The 20,561-nt window shown below is 68.0% G+C and carries 22 protein-coding genes; 11 read left to right on the top strand and 11 right to left on the bottom strand.

What is annotated here, in order from left to right; all coding sequences use genetic code 11:
- Window positions 1-56: 56 nt before the first annotated feature.
- The 6 genes from TSH64_RS14460 (at window position 57) to TSH64_RS14435 (ending at window position 6,110) form a co-directional block, all read left to right on the top strand.
- Window positions 57-461 (top strand): hypothetical protein, encoded by a 405-nt coding sequence (locus TSH64_RS14460; RefSeq protein WP_109445866.1) that lies wholly within the window; start codon window positions 57-59, stop codon window positions 459-461.
- Entirely contained in the window at window positions 458-856 is a 399-nt protein-coding gene (locus TSH64_RS14455; protein ID WP_109445864.1) for a hypothetical protein, read from the top strand. Before TSH64_RS14460 ends, TSH64_RS14455 begins: the two co-directional genes overlap by 4 nt.
- Complete coding sequence (locus tag TSH64_RS14450; protein ID WP_109445862.1) at window positions 835-2,376, top strand: portal protein; 1,542 nt, start codon at window positions 835-837, stop codon at window positions 2,374-2,376. Before TSH64_RS14455 ends, TSH64_RS14450 begins: the two co-directional genes overlap by 22 nt.
- The gene (locus TSH64_RS14445; RefSeq protein WP_109445859.1) at window positions 2,369-2,653 is read left to right on the top strand and encodes a hypothetical protein; all 285 of its coding nucleotides are present in this window, start codon (window positions 2,369-2,371) and stop codon (window positions 2,651-2,653) included. Before TSH64_RS14450 ends, TSH64_RS14445 begins: the two co-directional genes overlap by 8 nt.
- 44 nt (window positions 2,654-2,697) lie before the next feature.
- Window positions 2,698-3,498, top strand: coding sequence for a hypothetical protein (locus TSH64_RS14440; RefSeq protein ID WP_247872940.1), 801 nt, complete (start codon window positions 2,698-2,700; stop codon window positions 3,496-3,498).
- 242 nt (window positions 3,499-3,740) lie between these two features.
- Window positions 3,741-6,110 (top strand): EAL domain-containing protein, encoded by a 2,370-nt coding sequence (locus tag TSH64_RS14435; RefSeq protein WP_109445856.1) that lies wholly within the window; start codon window positions 3,741-3,743, stop codon window positions 6,108-6,110.
- Here the strand turns inward: TSH64_RS14435 and TSH64_RS14430 are convergent.
- Both TSH64_RS14430 and TSH64_RS14425 read right to left on the bottom strand, forming a co-directional pair.
- On the bottom strand, window positions 6,096-6,626 hold the full coding sequence (locus tag TSH64_RS14430; protein ID WP_109445854.1) for a metallophosphoesterase family protein: 531 nt from the start codon (window positions 6,624-6,626) through the stop codon (window positions 6,096-6,098). The genes TSH64_RS14435 and TSH64_RS14430 overlap by 15 nt on opposite strands.
- Before the next feature lie 78 nt (window positions 6,627-6,704).
- Window positions 6,705-6,941 carry a DUF4170 domain-containing protein gene (locus tag TSH64_RS14425; protein WP_098738845.1) on the bottom strand — a complete coding sequence of 79 codons (237 nt, stop codon included), beginning with the start codon at window positions 6,939-6,941 and terminating at the stop codon, window positions 6,705-6,707.
- A gap of 238 nt (window positions 6,942-7,179) precedes the next feature.
- On the opposite strand from TSH64_RS14425, the gene TSH64_RS14420 reads away from it, so the two are divergent.
- Together TSH64_RS14420 and TSH64_RS14415 are read left to right on the top strand one after the other, a co-directional pair.
- Window positions 7,180-7,878: a cytochrome b/b6 domain-containing protein gene (locus tag TSH64_RS14420; protein WP_109445852.1), complete on the top strand. Its 699-nt coding sequence runs from the start codon at window positions 7,180-7,182 to the stop codon at window positions 7,876-7,878.
- Between the two features lie 231 nt (window positions 7,879-8,109).
- The gene (locus TSH64_RS14415) at window positions 8,110-9,228 is read left to right on the top strand and encodes a cytochrome-c peroxidase (RefSeq protein ID WP_109445850.1); all 1,119 of its coding nucleotides are present in this window, start codon (window positions 8,110-8,112) and stop codon (window positions 9,226-9,228) included.
- A 98-nt stretch (window positions 9,229-9,326) separates the two neighbouring features.
- Here the strand turns inward: TSH64_RS14415 and TSH64_RS14410 are convergent, their stop codons facing one another.
- On the bottom strand, window positions 9,327-9,764 hold the full coding sequence (locus TSH64_RS14410; protein WP_109445848.1) for a cytochrome c: 438 nt from the start codon (window positions 9,762-9,764) through the stop codon (window positions 9,327-9,329).
- A 383-nt stretch (window positions 9,765-10,147) separates the two neighbouring features.
- Between TSH64_RS14410 and TSH64_RS14405 the strand changes: the two genes are divergently transcribed.
- Entirely contained in the window at window positions 10,148-11,353 is a 1,206-nt protein-coding gene (locus tag TSH64_RS14405; protein WP_109445846.1) for an aspartate transaminase, read from the top strand.
- A 69-nt stretch (window positions 11,354-11,422) separates the two neighbouring features.
- Here TSH64_RS14405 and TSH64_RS14400 read toward each other — a convergent pair whose 3' ends face one another.
- Window positions 11,423-11,971 carry an NAD(P)H-dependent oxidoreductase gene (locus TSH64_RS14400; RefSeq protein ID WP_109445844.1) on the bottom strand — a complete coding sequence of 183 codons (549 nt, stop codon included), beginning with the start codon at window positions 11,969-11,971 and terminating at the stop codon, window positions 11,423-11,425.
- Between the two features lie 342 nt (window positions 11,972-12,313).
- Here TSH64_RS14400 and TSH64_RS14395 point away from each other — a divergent pair, with 342 nt between their 5' ends.
- A complete protein-coding gene (locus TSH64_RS14395) occupies window positions 12,314-12,511 on the top strand; it encodes a hypothetical protein (protein WP_109445842.1) in 198 nt (65 codons plus the stop codon).
- Between the two features lie 92 nt (window positions 12,512-12,603).
- Here TSH64_RS14395 and TSH64_RS14390 read toward each other — a convergent pair whose 3' ends face one another.
- Window positions 12,604-13,365, bottom strand: coding sequence for an SDR family NAD(P)-dependent oxidoreductase (locus tag TSH64_RS14390; protein WP_109445840.1), 762 nt, complete (start codon window positions 13,363-13,365; stop codon window positions 12,604-12,606).
- A 187-nt stretch (window positions 13,366-13,552) separates the two neighbouring features.
- Between TSH64_RS14390 and TSH64_RS14385 the strand changes: the two genes are divergently transcribed.
- The gene (locus TSH64_RS14385) at window positions 13,553-13,978 is read left to right on the top strand and encodes a YkvA family protein (protein WP_109445838.1); all 426 of its coding nucleotides are present in this window, start codon (window positions 13,553-13,555) and stop codon (window positions 13,976-13,978) included.
- Here the strand turns inward: TSH64_RS14385 and TSH64_RS14380 are convergent.
- From TSH64_RS14380 to TSH64_RS14355, 6 genes are all read right to left on the bottom strand, one after another.
- Window positions 13,975-14,916, bottom strand: a complete 942-nt coding sequence (locus TSH64_RS14380; protein ID WP_247872939.1) for a DMT family transporter — start codon at window positions 14,914-14,916, stop codon at window positions 13,975-13,977. The genes TSH64_RS14385 and TSH64_RS14380 overlap by 4 nt on opposite strands.
- Before the next feature lie 246 nt (window positions 14,917-15,162).
- Window positions 15,163-16,956 carry a histidine kinase dimerization/phosphoacceptor domain -containing protein gene (locus TSH64_RS14375; protein WP_109445836.1) on the bottom strand — a complete coding sequence of 598 codons (1,794 nt, stop codon included), beginning with the start codon at window positions 16,954-16,956 and terminating at the stop codon, window positions 15,163-15,165.
- A gap of 179 nt (window positions 16,957-17,135) precedes the next feature.
- Entirely contained in the window at window positions 17,136-18,095 is a 960-nt protein-coding gene (locus TSH64_RS14370) for an ornithine cyclodeaminase family protein (RefSeq protein WP_109445834.1), read from the bottom strand.
- A 135-nt stretch (window positions 18,096-18,230) separates the two neighbouring features.
- Complete coding sequence (locus TSH64_RS14365; RefSeq protein WP_109445832.1) at window positions 18,231-18,632, bottom strand: lipopolysaccharide assembly protein LapA domain-containing protein; 402 nt, start codon at window positions 18,630-18,632, stop codon at window positions 18,231-18,233.
- 63 nt (window positions 18,633-18,695) lie between these two features.
- On the bottom strand, window positions 18,696-18,977 hold the full coding sequence (gene ihfB / locus TSH64_RS14360) for an integration host factor subunit beta (RefSeq protein WP_085090428.1): 282 nt from the start codon (window positions 18,975-18,977) through the stop codon (window positions 18,696-18,698).
- A 269-nt stretch (window positions 18,978-19,246) separates the two neighbouring features.
- Entirely contained in the window at window positions 19,247-20,521 is a 1,275-nt protein-coding gene (locus tag TSH64_RS14355; protein ID WP_109445830.1) for a pentapeptide repeat-containing protein, read from the bottom strand.
- Window positions 20,522-20,561 lie beyond the last annotated feature (40 nt).

Raw genomic sequence — 20,561 nt, 5'->3', positions numbered from 1 at the left:
CGAAGCAGGTCCGGTGTCTCTCTTCCCAAAAAATCCGAAGCCGCAAGGAGACCAGCATGCTGCGTCCGGCCGCCACCGCTTTGCCTGCAACCAGCCTTTCCCGGACCGTTCCGCTGAAGCCGGAGCCCTACAGCGTCGAGGGCCAACCCTTTGCCGATGCGGAGGAGGCGTGGTTCTGGGCGGTGCAGGCGCATGAGGCCAAGGCAGCCGGGGCGCGGGTTGTCGCCGGCTGTGGGCAGGTCGCGCGGCCCTGCGAGCCGCAGGACCTTCTTCAGGTGGTCGACCGCCTGTACCGGGCGCGCAAGCTGATGCGCGACCACCTGCATGTGCTGGTCCATTACGGCCGCCGCCAGAGCGCGCCGGAACCGGACCGCTTCCGCGAACAGCGGGCCCATTCGCTGTGGCAGGAGGCGTTCACCGTGATCGCCCCGGCGCTGCGCAACAAAGGCATCGCGCGATGAGCGCCGCCCCCTGGACCGCCGCCTGGATCGTCTATCGCGGCGAAGCGCCCTTGTGGTGGCTGCGGTTGCTGAAGCCGGGCTTCCGCCACTGCTTGGCCCTGCTGACCGACGGTCGGCGCTGGGTGGCGGTCGATCCGCTGGCCGGTTTCACCGACATCGCGGTGCTGGACCTGTCCGCCGACTTCGACCTGCCGGGCTGGTACCGCGCCCAGGGGCTGACGGTCGACGCCGCCCCGCTGCGCCGCCCAGCCGGCCCCGCCCCCTGGGGGCCCTTCACCTGCGTCGAGGCGGTCAAGCGCCTGATCGGCCTGCGCGCCCGCCGGGTGCTGACTCCCTGGCAACTGCACCGCCACCTGACTGGAGGAGATCGCGCATGCCCGCATCCGCAGCCATGAAACCGTCCGCCCGGCGGAAGGGTGACCTGTCGCAACCGGAAGCCCTGCTTGACCGCTACCGCGTCGCCCGCGAACGGCGCAGCGTGTGGGAAAGCCATTGGCAGGAGTGTTACGACCATGCGCTGCCCAACGGCCGGCCCTTCCGCGGCGGCGGCACGCCGGGCGAACGCCGGGTCGACCGGCTGTTCGACGGCACCGCCCCCGACGCGGTCGAGCAGCTGGCCGCCAGCCTGCTGTCGGAACTGACGCCGCCCTGGTCGCGCTGGTTCGGCTTCCAGCCCGGTCCCACCCTGACCGGGGCGGAGCGCGACCGGGTCGCTCCGCTGCTCGACCGTGCCGCCGGCATCGTCCAGGCCCATTTCGACCGCTCCAACTTCGCGGTGGAGATCCATCAGTCCTTCCTCGACCTCGTCGCCGTCGGCACCGCCAGCCTTTTGATGGAGGAGGCCGCCCCCGGCGCCCCGTCCAGCCTGCGCTTCACCGCCGTCCCGCTGGCCGAGGCGGTTCTGGAGGAGGGGCCGGACGGCCGGTTGGACGCCACGTTCCGCCGCAGCGAGGCGACGCTGGCCCAGATCCTCCAGCGCTTCCCCGGTGCGGACCTGCCGGATGAGGTGCGGAAGCAGGCGGCGGGGGAGCCCGACAGCCGCTTCCCGCTGGTCGAGGCGGTGCTGCCCGACGGGACTGCCTATCGCTGGGGCGTGGTGCTGGACAGCGGGCTCGCCGAACCGTCCTGGCTGGCGCAGGGGCGCTTCGCCCAGTCCCCCTTCGTCAATTTCCGCTGGCTCAAGGCACCGGGCGAGACCTATGGCCGCTCTCCGGTGATGAAGGCGCTGCCCGACATCAAGACCGCCAACAAGGTGGTGGAACTGGTGTTGAAGAACGCCTCCATCGCCGTCACCGGCATCTGGCAGGCTGACGATGACGGGGTGCTGAACCCCACCACCATCCGGCTGGTGCCCGGCACCATCATCCCCAAGGCGGTAGGGTCCGCCGGCCTGACGCCGCTGGCCAACCCCGGCCGGTTCGACGTGTCGCAGCTGGTGCTGGACGATCTGCGCGGCCGCATCCGCCATGCGCTGCTGGTCGACCGGCTGGGGCCGGTGGAGTCGGCGCGGATGACCGCGACCGAGGTGCTGGAACGCTCGGTCGAGATGGCGCGGCTGCTGGGCGCCACCTATGGCCGCCTGCAGGCCGAGCTGATGACGCCGCTGGTGCTGCGGGCAGTGTCGATCCTGCGCCGGCGCGGCGAGATCCCGGACATCACCGTGGACGGCCGGCTGGTGGAGTTGCAGCACCGTTCCCCGCTCGCCCAGGCGCAGGCGCAGCGCGACGTCCAGGCGACGCTGCGCTGGCTGGACAGCGTCAAGGCGCTGGGGCCGGAGGCGGAGGCCACTGTGGATGCGGCGGCGACCGCGCATTGGCTGGGCGAGGCCTTCGGCGTGCCGGCCAAGCTGATGCGGGCGCAGGTTGCCGGCGCCGGGCTGGACGCCGGAGCGGGTGCCGGTGGCTCCAATGGCTGACCGCCCGACGATAGAGCAGGCCGGCTGGGACTGGCTGGAGGCGACGCTTCCTGCCGATCCGCAAATCGGTGCGGCAGCGGATGCCGACCCGGCGCCCAGCTTCGCCCGCTGCTTCGCCGGACGTGACGGGGAGCGGGTGCTGGCGGTGCTGCGGGCAATGACGCTCGACCGCGCACTGGGGCCCGACGCGTCGGAAGCGACGCTCCGTCACCTCGAAGGGCAGCGCCAGCTGGTCGCCACCATCCTCGCGCTGGCCGCGCGGGGACGGGCCGGCTGATCGGCGGTTCTGCCGCCCTTTTTTCCCCTTCCTTGCAGGAGTTGATGATGGCCGACACTCTGCTGACCGAATCCACCGCTGCCGCCGATACGGTGCCGCCGCTGCCGGTTCCGGAGAAATTCCGCGACCCCAAGACCGGCGCCCTTCGGGTCGAAGCCCTGCTGAAATCCTATCTGGAGCTGGAGCGCCGCCTGTCGTCGCAGGGCCAGTCCCGGCAGGCACCGCCGGACACCGCGTCAGACTCGCCTCCCCAGGCCGCTTCCCTCGATCCGGCCAGCTTCGATTTGGCCATGCTCGACCCGGCACAGCGCCGCCGGCTGCTGGGAGCGCCGGAGACGCCGGACGGTTACAGCATCGCCTGCGACCATGGCTTGTTCCAGTCCGACCCGGAAATCAACGGACGCCTGCACGAAGCCGGCTACACCGCGGATCAGGCCCAGCTTCTCTATGATCTCGCCGCCGAGCGGATGGTGCCGCTGATCCAGACCATGGCCGCCGAATTCCAGGCGGAGCGCGAGGTCGAGCGGCTGGTCGCCCGGTTCGGCGGAGAGGAGCGCTGGCGCGAGGTGTCGCGGCAGCTCCTGGCCTGGGCAGGCAAGACCCTGCCGCCGGCTGCGGTGGAAGGGCTGGCGACCACCTACGAAGGTGTCATGGCGCTCTATGCGATGATGACCGGCAGCGAGCCGGCGGCGCTCTCGATGGCCGGCAACCGCGCGGGCGGCGGCGAGGGCGAGGCGGAATTGCGCACCCTGATGCGCGACCCGCGCTATTGGCGGGAGCGCGATCCGGCGGTGATCGCCCGCGTCACCGAAGGCTTCCAGCGCCTTTATCCCGGCCAGGGGTGAGGTGAAGCGGTACCGGCCGTTCTCCCCCGCCGCTCGCTGTCCGGCGGGGGAGTGGCAGGGGGGACCGGAAGGCGGAGCAGAGACAAAGCGTCGCAGCATGCAACCTTCGTATGGGTTGGACAGACGTATCTTGCGCGTGCGAAGAAAAATTGCGTTGCACGACTGAAATGAAGTCGTCACCTTCCCTTTCACATCACCAACCGTCCGTTTATCGAACGGACCAGAGAGCGACGCCAAGCCCGATGACGCTGCGCCGCAAGATCCGCTGGCTGACCTGGATCGGCCTGATCGGCTGCCTGATGGCGGCGATCCCCGCGCTCTACCTGCTGCGGCAGGGCATGATCGCCGAGCGGGGCCAGCTTGCCGCCGCCCTGGTGGAGTCCGCCGGGCTGCTTCTGCGGGATCTGGAACAGTCTGCGGCATCCGGTGCGATCTCCGGCGACGAGGCGCGCGACCGGGCGCGGACGGCCCTGCTGGCCCTGTCGGCCAAACCCTTTCATGTCAAAATTTTCACGGACGGCATCGTCCCGTCGGGCTGGCCGGCCATCGACCGTGCGGTCACGGCGGAGGGGCGCTTCGAAGCCTGGGGTTGGGCCATCGCCGCCGCCGGCGACATCGGCGACCTCGACCGCGATTTCCTGATCGAGGCGTCGGGCTTCCTGCTGTTCCTGGCGGCGTTGCTGGTGTTGAGCTGGCCGGGATCGCTGTTTCTGTCGCAGCATGTGGTCGGGCCGCTGGAGGCGCTCTCGGACCGCATGCGCCTGCTGACGGAAGGACGGACCGACATCGACATTCCCGGCCGCGACCGCCGCGATGAATTCGGTGCGATGGCCCGCGCCATGGAGTTCTTCCGCCGCGCCGCCATCGCCCTGATCGAGCGGGACGAGCGGCTGGCCGGCATCATGAACAATGTCGGCGAGGCGATCCTGCTGGTCGACGCCCGCGGCCGCATCGAGGAACACAACCCCGCCGCCGTCGCCCTGTTCGGCGTGCCTGCCGGGGAACTGCGCGGCCGTCCGCTGTCCGGGCTGTTCGCCGCCTCCGACCGGGTGCGGATCGATGCGCTGCTGGCCGGCATGGCCACCGACACCGGTGTGCCCGAGCCGGTGCGGGAGGAGGCGTTGGCGATCGAGCGCGCCGAAAGCGGCGAGCGGATCGACGCCTCGCTCAGCGTCTCGCCGCTGGTGGTGCAGGGGCGGCGCGGCTTCGTCTGCGCGCTGGCCGACGTAACCGAGCGGGTGCGCCATGAACGCGAACTGATGCGGCTGGCCACCCGCGACCGGCTGACCGGCCTGCCCAACCGCGCGATGATCGAATCGCTGCTGGAAGCGGCGGTGGAGCGCAGCCGCCGGTACCGGCGTCCCTTCGCCGTGCTGTGCCTGGACCTGTCCCGCTTCAAGCTGATCACCGACACGCTGGGCCATCAGGCCGGCGACGCGCTGTTGCAGGAGGTTGCGCACCGGATCGTCGCCTCGGTGCGTGCCGCCGATCTGGTCGGCCGCATCGGCACCGACGATTTCGCCGTGCTGCTCGAGGAAATCCGCGATGCCGACGAGGCGGCGACAATCGCCGGGCGCATCCTCGACGCCTTCGACGCGCCGGTCACCCTGCCGGGTTGCGAGCATTACGTCCGGCCGGCAATCGGCATCGCCGTCTACCCGACGGATCTTGCCGGGGACCATGGGGACGGCGACGACCCGCAGGTGCTTCTGCGCGCGGCCGAAACGGCTCTCTACGCCGCCAAGCGGATGGGGGGACGCCGCCATGCCTTCTTCCGTCCGGAACTGGCCGAACAGGCGCGGCGTCAGTTGGCGCTGGACGGCGATCTGCGGGCGGCACTGGCGCTGAAGCAGTTCCGCCTGCATTACCAGCCCAAGGTGTCGCTGATCGATTACTCGCTGGAAGGGTTCGAGGCGCTGCTGCGTTGGGAGAAGCCGGGGCAGGGGCAAACTCAGGGAACCATGATCCCGCCCGGCGAGTTCATCCCGGTGGCCGAGGAGACCGGCTTCATCGTCCCGCTCGGCGATTGGGTACTCGACGAGGCCTGCCGCCAGATGCGCGAATGGCTGGATGCCGGGATGGAGCCGGTGCCGGTCGCCGTCAACATCTCGCCCAAGCATCTGCGCAATCGCAGCGCCGAGGATTTCCGCCGCATCATCGACCGCCACGGCCTGCCTCCCGGCCTGATCGAGCTGGAAATCACCGAAGGCGCGGTGATGCAGGATCTCGACCATGCGCTGGCGGTGCTGGCGGCGTTGAAGGCAATGGGGATCCGGGTTGCGGTGGACGATTTCGGCACCGGCCATTCGTCCTTGAGCTACCTGAAGCGGCTGCCGATCACCACGCTGAAGATCGACCGCTCCTTCATCAACGGCGTGCCGAACGAGCGCGAGGACGCCGGCATCGTCTCCACCATCATCGCCATGGCCGACATGCTGGGCCTGCATGTGGTCGCCGAAGGGGTGGAGAAGACCGAGCAGGCCAACTTCCTGCGCCACCACAACTGCACCCAGGTCCAGGGCTGGCTGACCGGCCGCCCGGTGCCGGCCGACGCCGCCTGCCGCCTGTTGATTGAGCGTCTGCGGCAGACGGCGGCGTTAGGGGCTGCCTGACACCGGCAACGCTTTGCGCCGCGGGCGGGGGACCGTCAGTTCGGACAGGGTGACCGGGCGGAAATTCCAGACATCGACGCCGACGTCGATCTGCCGCGGCTGCGGCTTCAACTGGCCGTGGCTGTGGCCGTGCAGGTTCAGCGCCTTGCGGTGCATGCCGTTCCAGGTGCGGAAGGCATAATGGCACATCACCAGATCAATGCCGTCCAGCGTCAGTTCGGCGTAATGCCCGACGCTGGCCCAGCCGGGCAGCGCCAGCGTCTCCGGGCCGTCGTTGTTGCCGGCGATCAGGTGCTTGGTGCCGTTCAGCCGGCCGAGCAGGGCGGCCATGGCGTCGGGCTTCATGTGCAGGGCGAAATCGCCGAGGTGCCAGACCTCGTCGCCGGGGCCGACGGTGGCGTTCCAGTTCGCCTCCATCGCCGCGTCCATCTCGGCGGTGGACTCGAAGGGACGGCGGAAACGGCCGCGGGCGCCGCCATGGCCGAAATGGGTGTCGCTGGTGAAGTATGCGGTCATCGACCGGTCAACGTCGGCGCGCCCCCGGCGGTTCCCAACCCTGGGATCCCGCTTCGGGCGCGCCGCCGGATGCCGGCATCAGTGCTTGTGATCGCCAGCCGCCGGATCGAGGAAGCGGTGCAGGTGGACGATGTAGTAGCGGGTGTGGGCGTCGTCGATGGTCTGGCCGGTGGCGCCGCGCCATGCCTTGTAGGCGTCCTCATAGCTCGGGAAGATGCCGACGATGTGCAGCTTCGACGGATCGACGAACTGGTCCGAGTCCGGACGCACGAGTTCGCCGCCGAACACGAGGTGGAGGAGCTGTTTGTCGGGCATGGCGGGGTCCTTATAACCGGGGTGATTGGGGAGTTCTGGCTGTCTTTGCGCCGGCAGGCCGGCTGATGCGTCGCATTCTCATATCCGTCGTCCGGGCGGCGCTTCAAGCCTGTTGACACGTCCATCGACCTTTGCCACCACGAGACCGCGGCGTTTTCAGGATCAGGATAAAGAATCCGTCCATTTGCCGCAGATGACGGGGGCCGAAAACATGGCCGAACACTGCGAGGATCGAGCGATGGCAAGTGGTCATACCGCGACTCGGGAGAAACATGGACGGGAGCTGCGGGTCTGGGACCTGCCGACCCGCCTGTTTCATTGGGCGCTTGTCGCCGCGGTGGCGGTCGCGATTCTGTCGGCCGAGCTTGGTGTGCTTGCCGTTCATATGTTGGCAGGCGAAACAGTTCTGATTCTCGTTCTGTTTCGGCTGGTCTGGGGCGTGGTGGGCAGCCAGACCGCCCGCTTCACCGAGTTCGTAAAGGGACCGGGGGCGATCCACGACTATCTGAAGCGTTCCCGCGCGGGTGGGGAGGCCGCCTTCACCCTGGGCCACAACCCGCTGGGCGCGCTGATGGTGGTGGCGCTCCTGCTGGTGCTGCTGGTCCAGGCGGGCAGCGGTCTGTTCACCAGCGACGACATCCTGGTCGACGGTCCACTGGTGCCGCTGGCATCCGGCGCCACGGTGTCGCTGCTCGGTTCGCTGCACCGGTTGCTCGCCAACGGCATCTTCGTGCTGATCGGGCTGCATGTGGCCGCGGTGTTCTTCTATCTGCTGGTCAGGAAGGACAATCTGATCCGTCCCATGCTCACCGGTCGCAAGACCCTGCCGGCGAGGCTGGCGGCGACGGAGCCGCGCCGTGCCCCGGCGGCGCTGGCGCTGGCGATCCTGGCGACGTCGGCCGGACTGGTCTTCCTGGTGCTGCGCGCTGCCGGCTGAGACTGTCGGCGGCTCCCGCCGGGCTGTCTTCCGCGACATATGCCGTTGGTTGTGTGCGACAATGCGCCATCTGGGACTGGACGTCTTCCAGTTTAGAATAACTCCAGATTGATCCGCACAAAACACCACGAAACCAATGATGCCGGCCCGATTTCCCGGATCGATCGCCCTTTGCCTAGACAAACCTTCAGGTTGTGGTGGGGATGTCGGCCGGCCGGGGGACCGCCAGTCATGCACGCACACACCGGACACCGCCCAGCCGCCCAATCAACCGCCGGACTGAAAGGCCTTCTGGTCGCCGCCACCGCTGCCCTGGGCATCCTTGCCGCCAGCGCCGGCACCGCGCCGGCCGCCGATCCGCCGGCTGCGGGCGGCGACGCCCTGATGGGCCGCGCGCGCGAACTGTTCAAGCCGCTGCCCGCCACCTTGCCCGTGGTCCGCAACAACGCGGTCACCCGCGAGAAGATCGAGCTGGGCAAGATGCTGTTCTTCGATCCGCGCCTGTCGGCCAGCGGCATCTTCTCCTGCAACAGTTGCCACAATCTGGGGCTCGGCGGTGTCGACGGGCTGGAAACCTCGGTCGGCCATGGCTGGCAGAAGGGGCCGCGCAACGCGCCGACGGTGCTGAACGCCGTGCTGAACGTCGCCCAGTTCTGGGATGGCCGTGCCGAAGACCTGAAGGCCCAGGCCAAGGGGCCGATCCAGGCCGGTGTGGAGATGAACAGCACGCCCGACCGCGTGATGGCGGTGCTGAACAGCATTCCCGCCTATCAGGCCAAATTCGCCGACGCCTTCCCGAACGAGAAGAACCCGGTCAGCTTCGACAATGTCGCCATGGCGATCGAGGCGTTCGAGGCGACGCTGACCACCCCCGCCGCTCCCTTCGACCAGTATTTGGAGGGCAAGGCCGACGCGCTGACCGACACGCAGAAGGCCGGGCTTGAGCTGTTCATCGACAAGGGCTGTTCCGGTTGCCACAACGGCGTCAATGTCGGCGGCCACGATTACTTCCCCTTCGGCGTCGTGACCAAGCCGGGGGCGGAGATCCTACCGCCGGTCGACAAGGGCCGCTTCGCCGTCACCAAGACCGCCGACGACGAGTATGTCTTCCGCGCGCCCACCCTGCGCAACGTCGCGCTGACCGCCCCCTATTTCCATTCCGGCAAGGTGTGGGACCTGCGCCAGGCGGTCGCGGTGATGGGGTCGAGCCAGCTCGGCGCCACCCTGTCCGACCAGGAGATCGACAAGATCACCGCCTTCCTGACCGCATTGACCGGCCAGCAGCCGCGTGTCGACTACCCGCTGCTGCCGGCCAGCACGCCGGCCACGCCGCAACCCGTCTTCAAGTAAGGCCCATCTTCAAGAAGGCCTGTTCCGAAGAAAGACCGGGCAAAGAAAAAGCCCTTCCCCACGCCGGTGGGGAAGGACTTTTCCGTCAGCAGCACCGCTTATTCGGAGCGGTAACGCTGGTGGCAGGCCTTGCAGCTGTCGGCCATGGCGCCGAACGCCTTGGCCGTCGCAGCCTTGTCGCCGGAAGCGGCGGCAACCTTCAGGGCCTGCGCGGACGCCTGAAGGCCCTGCGCCTTGGCGGTGAAATCCGGGAAATTGGCCCAGATCACTTCCTTGGCCGCGGTCTTGCCCTTGTCGGAGCCGGGCGGGAACAGGCTGGGGATTTTGGCGGCGAAGGCGTCGATGCGATCGGTGACCGGACCGATGGCGGCGAGGTCGCCCTTGCCCACCGCGTCCTTGATCTCGCCCATCGCCTTCTTGTAGTCCTCGAACCCGGCCTTGCGGGTCTGGATCACGTCCTGGGCCAGAGCAACGCCGCCGGTCAGCATCAGCGCGGCCGAGGCCGCAAGCACGATACGGGAAAACACGGTTCTCATCCCTTCGTTGAATTTTGTCCCCAACGCCAGACCTTACACACCGCAACGCCAAAGCTGTCAAGTGAAGCGGCCATGACGCTGCCGTGCCGTCATGGCGTTCATTTGTGCTGTAAGAAATAATGCTGCAAAGGGTCGGGTGCGGGATTTGCCGGGGCTGCGGGTCCGATCCGCGGACGGTTGGAAATACCCGCGGGCTCGGTCCGGTACAGCACAGCCACAGGGCGGAAAAACCGCCGAACCGCACGGCTTTCACCGGCCGACCGGCCTTGCAACCGGGGTAGAGCGCAAGTAAGGTCCGGCCTCGCGCCTTCCACCCGGAGGGGCAGGCGTCCCAACGACGTCTCCGCCACACCGTCTCCATAGCCCTGAGGGGGCCCATCGCCATGTCGATCATCGCGTCCCGCCTGTCCCGCATCAAGCCGTCGCCGACCATCGCCGTGACCAACAAAGCCCGCGAACTGAAAGCGGCCGGTCGCGACGTCATCGGCCTGGGTGCCGGCGAGCCGGACTTCGATACCCCCGACAACATCAAGGCCGCCGCCATCAAGGCGATCGAGTCCGGTGACACCAAATACACCGCGGTGGACGGCACGCCCGCTCTGAAGAAGGCGATCTGCGCCAAGTTCGAGCGCGAGAACGGCCTGAACTACACGCCGGAGCAGATCACCGTCGGCGTCGGCGGCAAGCAGGTGCTGTACAACGCCCTGATGGCGACGCTGAACCAGGGCGACGAGGTCATCATCCCGGCGCCCTATTGGGTCAGCTATCCGGACATGGTCGAGCTGGCGGAAGGCACGCCGGTCTTCGTCTCCTGCCCGGCCGAGCAGGGTTTCAAGCTACAGCCCGCCGAGCTGGAGAAGGCGATCACGCCGAAGACCAAGTGGCTGATCCTGAACTCACCGTCGAACCCGTCGGGCGCTGCCTACACCCGCGCCGAGATGAAGGCGCTGACCGACGTTCTGGTCAAGCACCCGCATGTCTGGGTGATGACCGACGACATGTACGAGCACCTGCTGTATGACGGCCTGGAGTTCGTCACCCCGGCCCAGGTCGAGCCGTCGCTGTACGACCGCACCCTGACCGTCAACGGCGTGTCGAAGTCCTATGCGATGACCGGCTGGCGCATCGGCTATGCCGGTGGCCCGAAGGAACTGATCAAGGCCATCGGCGTCATCCAGAGCCAGTCGACCTCCAACCCGACCTCCATCGCCCAGGCCGCCGCCGTAGAGGCGCTGAACGGTCCGCAGGACTTCATCAAGGAGCGTGGCGAGGCTTTCCGCCAGCGCCGCGACCTGGTGGTGTCGATGCTGAACCAGGCCAATGGCCTGCATTGCCCGAAGCCGGAAGGCGCCTTCTACGTCTATCCGTCCTGCGCCGGGACCATCGGCAAGACCACGCCGGACGGCAAGGTGATCGAGACCGATGAGGATTTCGTCACCTACCTGCTGGAGTCCGAAGGCGTCGCCGTCGTCCAGGGTTCGGCCTTCGGCCTCGCCCCGCACTTCCGCATCTCCTACGCGACCTCGACGGAAGCGCTGGAAGAGGCGTGCAAGCGCATCCAGCGCGCCTGCGGCAACCTGCGCGACTGATCGCGTCGGCAGGACCCGAACAAGGAAAAGGGCCGGCTCCGGAAGGGGCCGGCCCTTTTCCTTTGGGCGCTACTTTGCGGCGATCATCCTGTCGATGGCGCCAAGCGTGAATTTCAGCACCGCTTCGTCGGCCAGCTTGCCGTCCTTGATCTTCTCGCCGACGCCGCCGATCACGACCTGGGGGCCGCCCAGCAGCTTGGCCGGAAGCGCCAGCAGTGTGTCGTTCACCTGCTGGTGCGCCCGCACGCCGCCGGTGAAGGCGGGAGAGTTGGAAATCACCAGCACCGGCTTGCCGATCAGCGCCGACTTGCCATAGGGGCGCGAGGCCCAGTCCAGCGCGTTCTTCAGCACGCCCGGCATGCCGTAATTGTATTCCGGCGTGACGATGACCACGCCGTCGGCGTCGGCAATGGCCTGACGGAAGGCATGCACCTCCGCCGGGGCGTCCGGCGTGTCGATGTCCTGGTCGTAGAGCGGCAGGCGCAGGTCGCGGATGTCCATGCTGGCGCCGGCCGGCAGGGCGTCCTGCAGTCCGCGCAGGATGGCCAGCGAGTTGGAGTTGCTGCGCAGGCTGCCGGGCAGGCCCAGCAGTTTGGCACGCACCGTTGCATCGGTCATGAAGCGGTTGCCTTTCCTCTAATCTTCGATCTGTTTTCTTACGGGGAATTGCCGGTCCCGGTCCAGTCGATGGAGCCGTGGGACGGATCCGATGGCACTGAAACGGTCGGTTCAGGCCCCGCTTTCCAACAGGGCCAGCTTTTCCAACAGGTCATGCCCCCGTTGCCATCGGAGCAAGCCCGGAAGAGCGACGCATGCCGGCTGTGACCATCTTGGGCTGCGACTGTTGATTGGCTGGTTGACTACCCACTTAGAGGCCACACAAAGGGTAGGACGCGCCACCGGGCGCGGCCATCGGAGTCGGGCTTCGGTTCCGACGGATCGAAAAAATGGGGAGGCGACATGGCGACGCGGCGACTGGATCGGGACGATCACGTCCGGAAGCATCTGGCGCTGATGCTGCAGGAATGGCAGGAGATGACCGGCCGCGACATGGCGACCGCCACCGCCGACCAGCGGCTTCAGCACTGCACCACCCTGCTGATCGACCTGCTGGGCGAGGCGGAACGCGCTGACGAAGCCGCCATGGTGGAAGTCTGAGGGCATCGCCTCATCCCAAGGCACCACATCGACAGTTGCAGGAGCGGTCCCAACCCTGATGGAGGGAGCCGCCCCTGACCGATGCGATGTCCTTACTGGGGGGCCATGCGGATGGCGCCGTCCAGGCGGATGACATCACCGTTCAGCATCTCGTTCTCCAGGATATGCTGCACGAGGCGGGCATATTCCTCCGGCTTGCCGAAGCGCTTGGGGAAGGGGACGGTGGCGGCGAGGCTGTCCTGGACCTCCTGCGGCATGTTCAGCAGCATGGGCGTCCCGATCAGGCCGGGGGCCACCGTCATCACGCGGATGCCGTTGCGGGCGAGATCGCGGGCGGCGCAGATGGTCAGGGCGACGATGCCGCCTTTCGACGCGGCATAGGCGGCCTGCCCGATCTGCCCCTCATAGGCGGCGACCGAGGCGGTGTTGACGATCACGCCGCGCTCGCCGCTTTCCAACGGGTCCAGCTTGGCCATGTCGGCCGCAGCCAGCCGCAGGATGTTGAAGCTGCCGATCAAGTTGATCTCGATCACCGACCGGAAATTCTCCAGCGGCATCGGGCCATCGCGGCCGACGATGCGCTGGGCGGGCGCGATGCCGGCGCAGTTCACCGCGATGCGGGCCGGCCCATGGGCCGAGCGCGCCTGATCGAACGCCCGCTCGGCCGAAGCGCCGTCGGTCACGTCGCAGACAAGACCCAGCCCACCGATCTCATGCGCGGTCTTCAGCACCGCGTCCTCGTTGACGTCCAGCACGGTCACCTTGGCGCCGAGCCCGGCCAGATGGCGCGCCGTCGCCGCTCCCATGCCCGAGGCGCCGCCAGTGACGATTGCGGACAGTCCCTGGATGTTCATGGCATCTCCTCCTTAATTGCGACCGGTCCGCGTATGGCGCCGGCCTTGTGTCCAACAGGATGCGATCGCACTTGTCGTTTACCAGATGGCCGCTGAACCATACCACACCGTATGGTGCGAGGCATCATGCCGACGCCGCGATCTTCCATCTGCGAACGGGCCAATTCCAAAAGGGAGTCTCGCGTCCATGACCGCATCGTCCGTCTCTCCCTCGCTTGGCCGCTCTCTGGGCACCGGCACCGCGCTGGCGGTTTCCGATCCCGACCGGGTCGAGCGTGACGAACGGCTGGTCCGCCGCCGATTCTGGCGGAAGCTGCGGGCCAACCTGCATCGCGTCCCCTTTCTGGAGGAACTGCTGGCCGCCTATTTCTGCGCGACCGACCCGGCGACCCCATACCGGGCCAAGGCGATCCTGCTGGCGGCGCTGGCCTATTTCGTGCTGCCGGTGGACGCGGTGCCGGACTGGCTGCTGATCGCCGGCTTCACCGATGATGCCGCGGTGCTGGCAGCCGCCGTGCAGACCGTGCGCACCAACCTGACCCCTGGCCATTGGCTGCGGGCGAAGGAAACCCTGCGCGCCGAAAAGGGCGGAGAGACGGAAAGCGCCGGCTAGTTGGGCTTGGACTGCGCCATCTTGCGTCCGTCCGCCGCGTCGCGGTGCATGGTATAGAGGGCGGAGCCGGCGATCACCAAGGCACCCACCCAGCCCCACAAGTCCATGGTCTGACCGAAGACGATCCAGGCGACGATGGCGGTGAAGGGCAGCCGGGCATAATCGTAGGGCATCATCGCCGAGGATTCGGCCAGCGACAGCGCCTTCGTCATCGCCAACTGCCCCAGTGTCAGCACGCCGCCCAGCAGCGCCAGCCAGCCCAGCGTGCTCAAGCTCGGCCAGGTCCAGACGAACAGCGCCGGCACCAGGGCCATCGGGGTCACCAGCAGACCGAGGAAGGTCACGATCACCGGAGAGCTGTCTTTCCGGCTGAGCAGCCGCATCTGCAGGACAGTGCCGGCCGCGGCGACGCAATGGACGAACAGGGCCAGAAAGGCCAGATCGATCGGCGCCGCCCCTGGCCTCAGCACGATGATCACGCCGATCAGGCCGGCGCAGACCGCGGCCCAGCGCCGTGGCCGCACCCGCTCGCCCAGGAGCAATGCCGCCCCCGCCGCCACGAACAGCGGGATGGCGAAGCTGACCGCCGTCGCGGTGGGCAGCGGGATTTGGGAGATGGCGTAGAACCAGGCGCTCATGGCGCAGAGCGTGGTCAGCGCCCGCGTCACATAAGGTCCGAGCCGCCGTTCCGCCAGCACCGCCCGGCAGGCGGGCGCACCGGCCGTCAGTGCCCAGGGCAGCATCCACAGCAGGCTGAACAGGTTGCGGAAGAACACGACCTCAAGCGGGTCCATCACCGTCGAGGCCCACCGCACCGCCGTGTTGCCGATTCCGAACAGCAGTGCCGACAGCAGCATGAAGCCGGCGCCGAGCAGAAGCCGGTTGGACGGCGCCCGCAGGCGGGGGGCAGCGTCCATGGAAGAGGCGGAGACGGTCACGGTCATCGTCCCTGGCAAGCCGTTGGCGGATGGTCCGGTCCGACTCGCGGAAGGCCGTTAGCGCAAACATGGATCCGTCAGGACCATCTGCGGTCGGACCACCCGCGGCCAGTGCCGTGACAGCGATCCTCCGAAGGAAATCTCGCCAGCGCAAGCAAAATACGGGAATGAGACGTTATTATACTCCCGTATGACGAGTGGTGGTTCGGAAGTTGCGAAGTTCGGCCTCTTTCTCGGTAGGATGGCTTATTCCGGGATACCGCCAGCGGCGAAGCGGTGCGGCAGGCTGACCGTGAAGCGCACCCCGGGATCGGCGTTCTCTATCGATAGGATGGCGTCCAGCTGTTTGGACAGGGTGTGGATCAGCCGCATGCCCAGGCTGCGGCTGCGGCGCCAGTCGAAATCGGGCGGCAGGCCGACACCGCGGTCGCCGACGATCATCTGCAAGGTCTCACCGTCCCGCCGCAGCCCGACGACGATGACGTTCGTGTTTTCCGGGGCTCGGTCAGCAGCATCGGCCTGCGATGCGGCCGGCACGCCGACCACGGTGGAGGCAAGCGGCCGGTAGGCGTGCTTGATGGCGTTCATCACCAGTTCGTTGGCAAGCAGGCCCAACTGCACCGCATGGTCGGTCGGCACCTCCACCGGCTCAACCACCAATTCCAGCCGCCAGTTGCCGCCTTCGGAACGGGCGGAACGCTCCAACTCCCGGCACAGTTCGGTCAGATAGTCGTGGAAGGGGATGAAATGGACGTCGTCCACGCGGTAGAGCAGACGGTGGATGTCGGCGATGGCCTGGACGCGGCGTCCGGCTTCCAGCAGATGCTCGCTCAGCTGCGCATCGCCGACCGCCTGCCCCTGAAGGCTCAGCAGGCTGGAGACCACCTGCAGGCTGTTCTTGATGCGGTGGTTGGCCTCGCGCATCAGCAAATCCTTCTGCGCCAGCACCGCGTCGCGCTCACCGATGGTCCGCTCCAGCGAGGCGGTGCGGTCGCGCACCCGCCGCTCCAGTTCGCGCTGAACCTGACGGGCGGCACCGGCCTGCCGGAAGCCGAAGACCGAGAGGGCGGCCAGCGCCATGGCCGCCGCCGCCGCCAAACCGGCATAGGGCGCGATCAACCGCTGCCAGGACGCCAGAATCGGTGCCAGATCCAGCCGGACCACCACATGGACGGGCCAGCTGTCGACCCGGCGATGGGCGACGATGGTGGCGCCGTCCCGGGCGACGCCGCCGTCCGGCTCGACCTCGATTGCCCGGCGGGCGGTGTCGGACAGCGGGGCGGGCTCGGCGGACCTGTCGGGCTCGCGCACCAGCACGTCGAGGCTGCCGGCCCGCACCAGAACGGTCACCGGCTCGTGCGGGAGGTCCAATTCCTTGTAGAAGCCCGACAGATAGGACGGATCGATGGTGACGGAGGCGATGCCGCGGAAGCCACCATCCGGTTCGGACAGCCGGCGGCTGAGCAGGAAGGTGGCCTTGTTGGTCACCCGGCCGATGATGCGGGGCCCGACATGGGGCTGGTCGAGCAGGCGGCCCTGCTGCGCGTTGCGCTGATGGAACAGGAAGATCTCGCGGTCGGACGCATCGGAATAAGGTGCCGGGAAGGCTGCCGTCGTCAGCCGCAGCAGCCCCGTCGCATCGTTCAGCCAGATGGCGTCCAGGAAGGGCAGCCGGGCGCGCTGGGCGTTCAGCTTGTCCCACAGGGCGCGCGACTGTGCGACCTCGGCCCAGGGCCGTCCGGCGCTTTCCTGGGCGGCGTATTCCACCAGCAGGTCGGCGGCATCGAACAGGCGGGCGGCGTGTTCCGCCAGGACACGGACGGCTGCCCGCGCGCGTTCCTGTGCCCCATCGATCGCCCGTTCGCGCGACTGCACCCCGACGACCACGGTGACGACGGCGAGGAACAGGAAGCCGCAGGCGGCCAGCCAGCCGATGGCGGCCTCCAGCCTCGGCTTGCGGAAAGGCAGCGAACCGTCCGCAGCAATGCGTTCGGAACCGGTGGACTCGTCGGAAAGCGGGGGGAGGGCAGGGCCATTCAATCGGCCGTTCCTTATCCTTCGATGCGGATCGCCATGCAGGTTGTCGGGCAGATGGGCGGAATCGTGGAATAGTAGCGCAGGGTTGGCTGCCCGTAACCTTATCTTTCGTAGACTCAAGGTTACGCTTGGCTCCGGCAAGACCGGCTCGGCAACTGAAGCGATTCAAAGATCGAACGGCTTCAGCGGATCGAATCGTTGTGCAGCACCATCTCCGTCGCCAGCCGGGCGGCGCACAGGTCGGCCAGGGCGGTGCCCACCGACTTGAACAGGGTGATCTGGTCGTAGAAACGCCGGCCGGCCCGTTCGCCGCGGCCGAGTTCGAACAGGTCGCCGGCGATGTCGTCGGACGTCAGCACGCCTGAGGCCACCGGCTGTGCGATGTCGCCGGCCTCGTCCGGCGTGCGGTTGCGGCAATCGACGAAGACGCGCGCGCGGCGGATGCACTCGTCATCGACCTCCCGCATCTCCGGCGTCACGCCGCCCAGCAGGTCCAGATGCTGGCCCGGCTGCAGCCAGTCGCCGCGGATCAGCGGGCTGTGCGACGCGGTGGCGCAGACGACGATGTCGGCGCCACGCACCGCCCCTTCGAGGTCGGCAGTCGCCTCGATGCGGAATTTCGGCCTGTGGAAACGGGCGGCAAGCTTGCGGGCCTTCTGCGGATCTCGCCCCCAGACCAGCACATGGCGGAGCGGCCTCACCGCGGTATGCGCCTCCACCAGTTCCAGGGCCAGCGGACCGGTGCCGACCACCAGCATCCGGTCGGCGTCCGGCCGCGCCAGATAGGAGGCGGCGAGTGCGGAGGATGCGGCACCGCTGCGCCGGCCGAGCGCAGTGGAGGAGTCCATCAGAACCTGGGGCACACCGGTCTTGCCGTCGACCAGCAGATAGACGCCCTGGGTCCGCGGCAGGTCACTGCCGGCATTGTCGGGAAAGACGGTGTCGATGCGCAGCCCGATCGCCTGATTGACCTGCCAGGCGGGGGCAAGCAGCAGTGCGGCGTCGCTGGCGCCATAGGTCTCGACCCGATGGCGGTGAGCCGGCGGGGCTTCCACGCCGGCGCGAAAGGTCTGCCGCAGGCGTTCGACCAGCATGCGGTGGTGCAGAACGGATCGAAGCTCGGCGCCGCTGACGGTGCGCATGGAACCCCCTCCCGCCGGCCGGCATCGCGTTCCGCCCCGATGGAAAGGGGCGGAACCCCTGAACCGATGATCAATCGATGGTCTTGGCCGACGGTTCAGGCCGACGGTTCCGACCGATGAGGCCCAGTGTGACGTTCAGTGAACGGTCGGCGCGCTGCCCTGGGCGGCCGCGACCGGCAGGGTGGAGCCGGGCAGTGTGCCCGAAACCGGGCCGGAAACCGGACGGGTGCTTTCGGCCAGACGCTTCTCGGCCGCGGCGGCGCGGGCCTGCGCCTCCTTCAGTTCACGCTCCAGATACAGCACGCGGTTGCCCTCGCGGCGGGCCCGGCGGCGATGGCGGCGTTGGCTGTTCCAGACGATGAAGCCGCCGGCAACGAAGCCCACCACCAGCGCGATCAGCGTGGCCAGATACACCGACGTTTCGAGCGTGAAGGGCAGCGGCCACAGCGACAGGGTCACGATACCGCGGTTGGAGATCGCGAACAGGATCGCGACGAGGGCCACGGGAATGGTGACGATCCAGGAAAGATGGCGCAAGGCTAAGGTTCCTTGAGAGTGATACGGCCGGAATACGGCGCTGGGACAGGGCCGGGCCGGCGCTCACTCCGTGTTCAGACGCTCGCGAAGCTGCTTGCCGGTCTTGAAGAAAGGAATGCATTTCTCGCCGACGTCAACCGATTCCCCGGTCCGGGGGTTGCGACCCGTGCGCGCGTCCCGCTTCTTGATGGAGAAGGCGCCGAAGCCGCGCAGCTCCACCCGGTCGCCCCGCGCCAGCGCCTCGGTGATCTCGTCGAAGATGGTGCCGACGATCTTTTCGATGTCGCGCTGGTACAGGTGCGGGTTCCGCTCCGCCAGCCGTTGGATCAGTTCCGACTTGGTCATGACCGTTGACGTTCCCCCATCAGATGCGGGCACATTTTGGTCGGATTGCGCCGCGCTTGGACAGCAGCGTGCCACCGGGCGAATAAGGCGTCAAGCCCCACCCGCGGTGCTAAGCCGTTACGACACAATCGTTTTTCCGAACGGTGGAAAGTGTTTTGCCACCAAAGACCCTGTTCCTTCCAGGGCGCGCGGCGGCAATCTCCGGCATGGATCGTGACGGAAATTTGAAAGCAATCAACGGCTTCGCGAAAGAAAACCCGGGAACCGGCTCAGGCTCCGCTCAGCCGCGTCCCTTCCAGGATGGCGCCCTCCAGCACCGCCGACGAGCGGTCGCAGCCGGTCAGGTCGGCCAGGGTCAGGTCGCTGCCCTTCAGGTTGGTCTGGGCCAGCGAGGCGCCGGCCAGCCGCGCCCGCACCAGCGATGCGCGCATCACCTTGGCGCCGGCGCTGACCAGCAGCATGCCCAGATTGGCTCCATCCAGCCGGCTGTCGATCAGGATGGCGCGGTCCAGCTTCACCCCGCGCAGGTCGGCGCGGCTGAGATCGGCGGACCGCAGGTCGGCACCGTCGAATTGGGCGGCCTGCAACTGGGCGCCATTCAGCCGGGCGTGGCGCAGCCGGGCGCCGCTGCCCTTGGCCAGCGTCAGGATCTTGCCCGTCAGGTCCGCCCCTTCCAGGTTCAGCCCGGTCAGGTCGAGCTGGCAGCCCTGCTTGCCGCTGGTGCCCAGCCAGATCATGTGCTGGCGCAGCATGCTGTCCAGCTGGTCCACCGGCAGGGCCGGCAGTTCGTCTGCGACGGATTCCTCCGGTTCGGGCTCCGCCGCCGGGGCTTGGAGCGGCGCCTGCCGGGCAGCAACGGCCTGCTCGTCGGTGCGGATCGCCTGTTCCAGGCCATCGGCATCCAGGCTCGCCCCCTCCAGGATGGCGCCGCGCAGGTCGGAGCCGTTGAGGTCGGCGCCGCGCAGGTCGGCACCGGAGAAGTTGGCCCCGCGCAGGTCGGTGCGATCCAGCCGGGCGCCGGACAGCCGGGTGTTGGTGAAGTCCGCCGCCTGGGCGAAGCTGCCTGACAGCTTGGCCCGCGCCATGTCGGCGTTGGTCAGGCGGGCCGACGCCATGTCGGCGGGACCGGGATCGAAGCCCACCACCTTCAGTTCGCCGGCGCTGTTGCGGTTGACCATGCTGCCGTCGCGCAGGTCGACCTCCACCATGGTGGCGCCGTCGAGCTTGGCGCCGCGCACGTTGGCGCCGCGCATGTCGGTGCGGAACAGCCGCGCCTCCGACAGGTCGGCCCCGCGCAGGTCGGCGCCATAGAGGTCTGCATGGTCCAGCACGGTGCCGCGCAGGTCCGCGTCGCGCAGGATGGCGCCGGCCAGATGGGCGCCCGTCAGGTTACGGCCGGCCAGCGACAGGCCGGACAAGTCGAAGAAGGGCAGGTTGGCGCGGGCGCCGTTCGGACGCCCCTCGGCGAATCGGACATGACGCTCGCACACACGGTCGAGCTGGTCCTGGGTCAGTCGGATGCGGGATTTGCCGTCTTGCGCCATGGCCGGTCACGCGAACAAGGCGTCGATGTCGGCCTGCGAG

It is taken from the genome of Azospirillum sp. TSH64, from assembly GCF_003116035.1.
Lineage (GTDB): Bacteria > Pseudomonadota > Alphaproteobacteria > Azospirillales > Azospirillaceae > Azospirillum.
The sequence above is the reverse complement of the archived record's forward strand: the minus strand, read 5'-3'. Positions and strand labels throughout refer to the sequence as shown.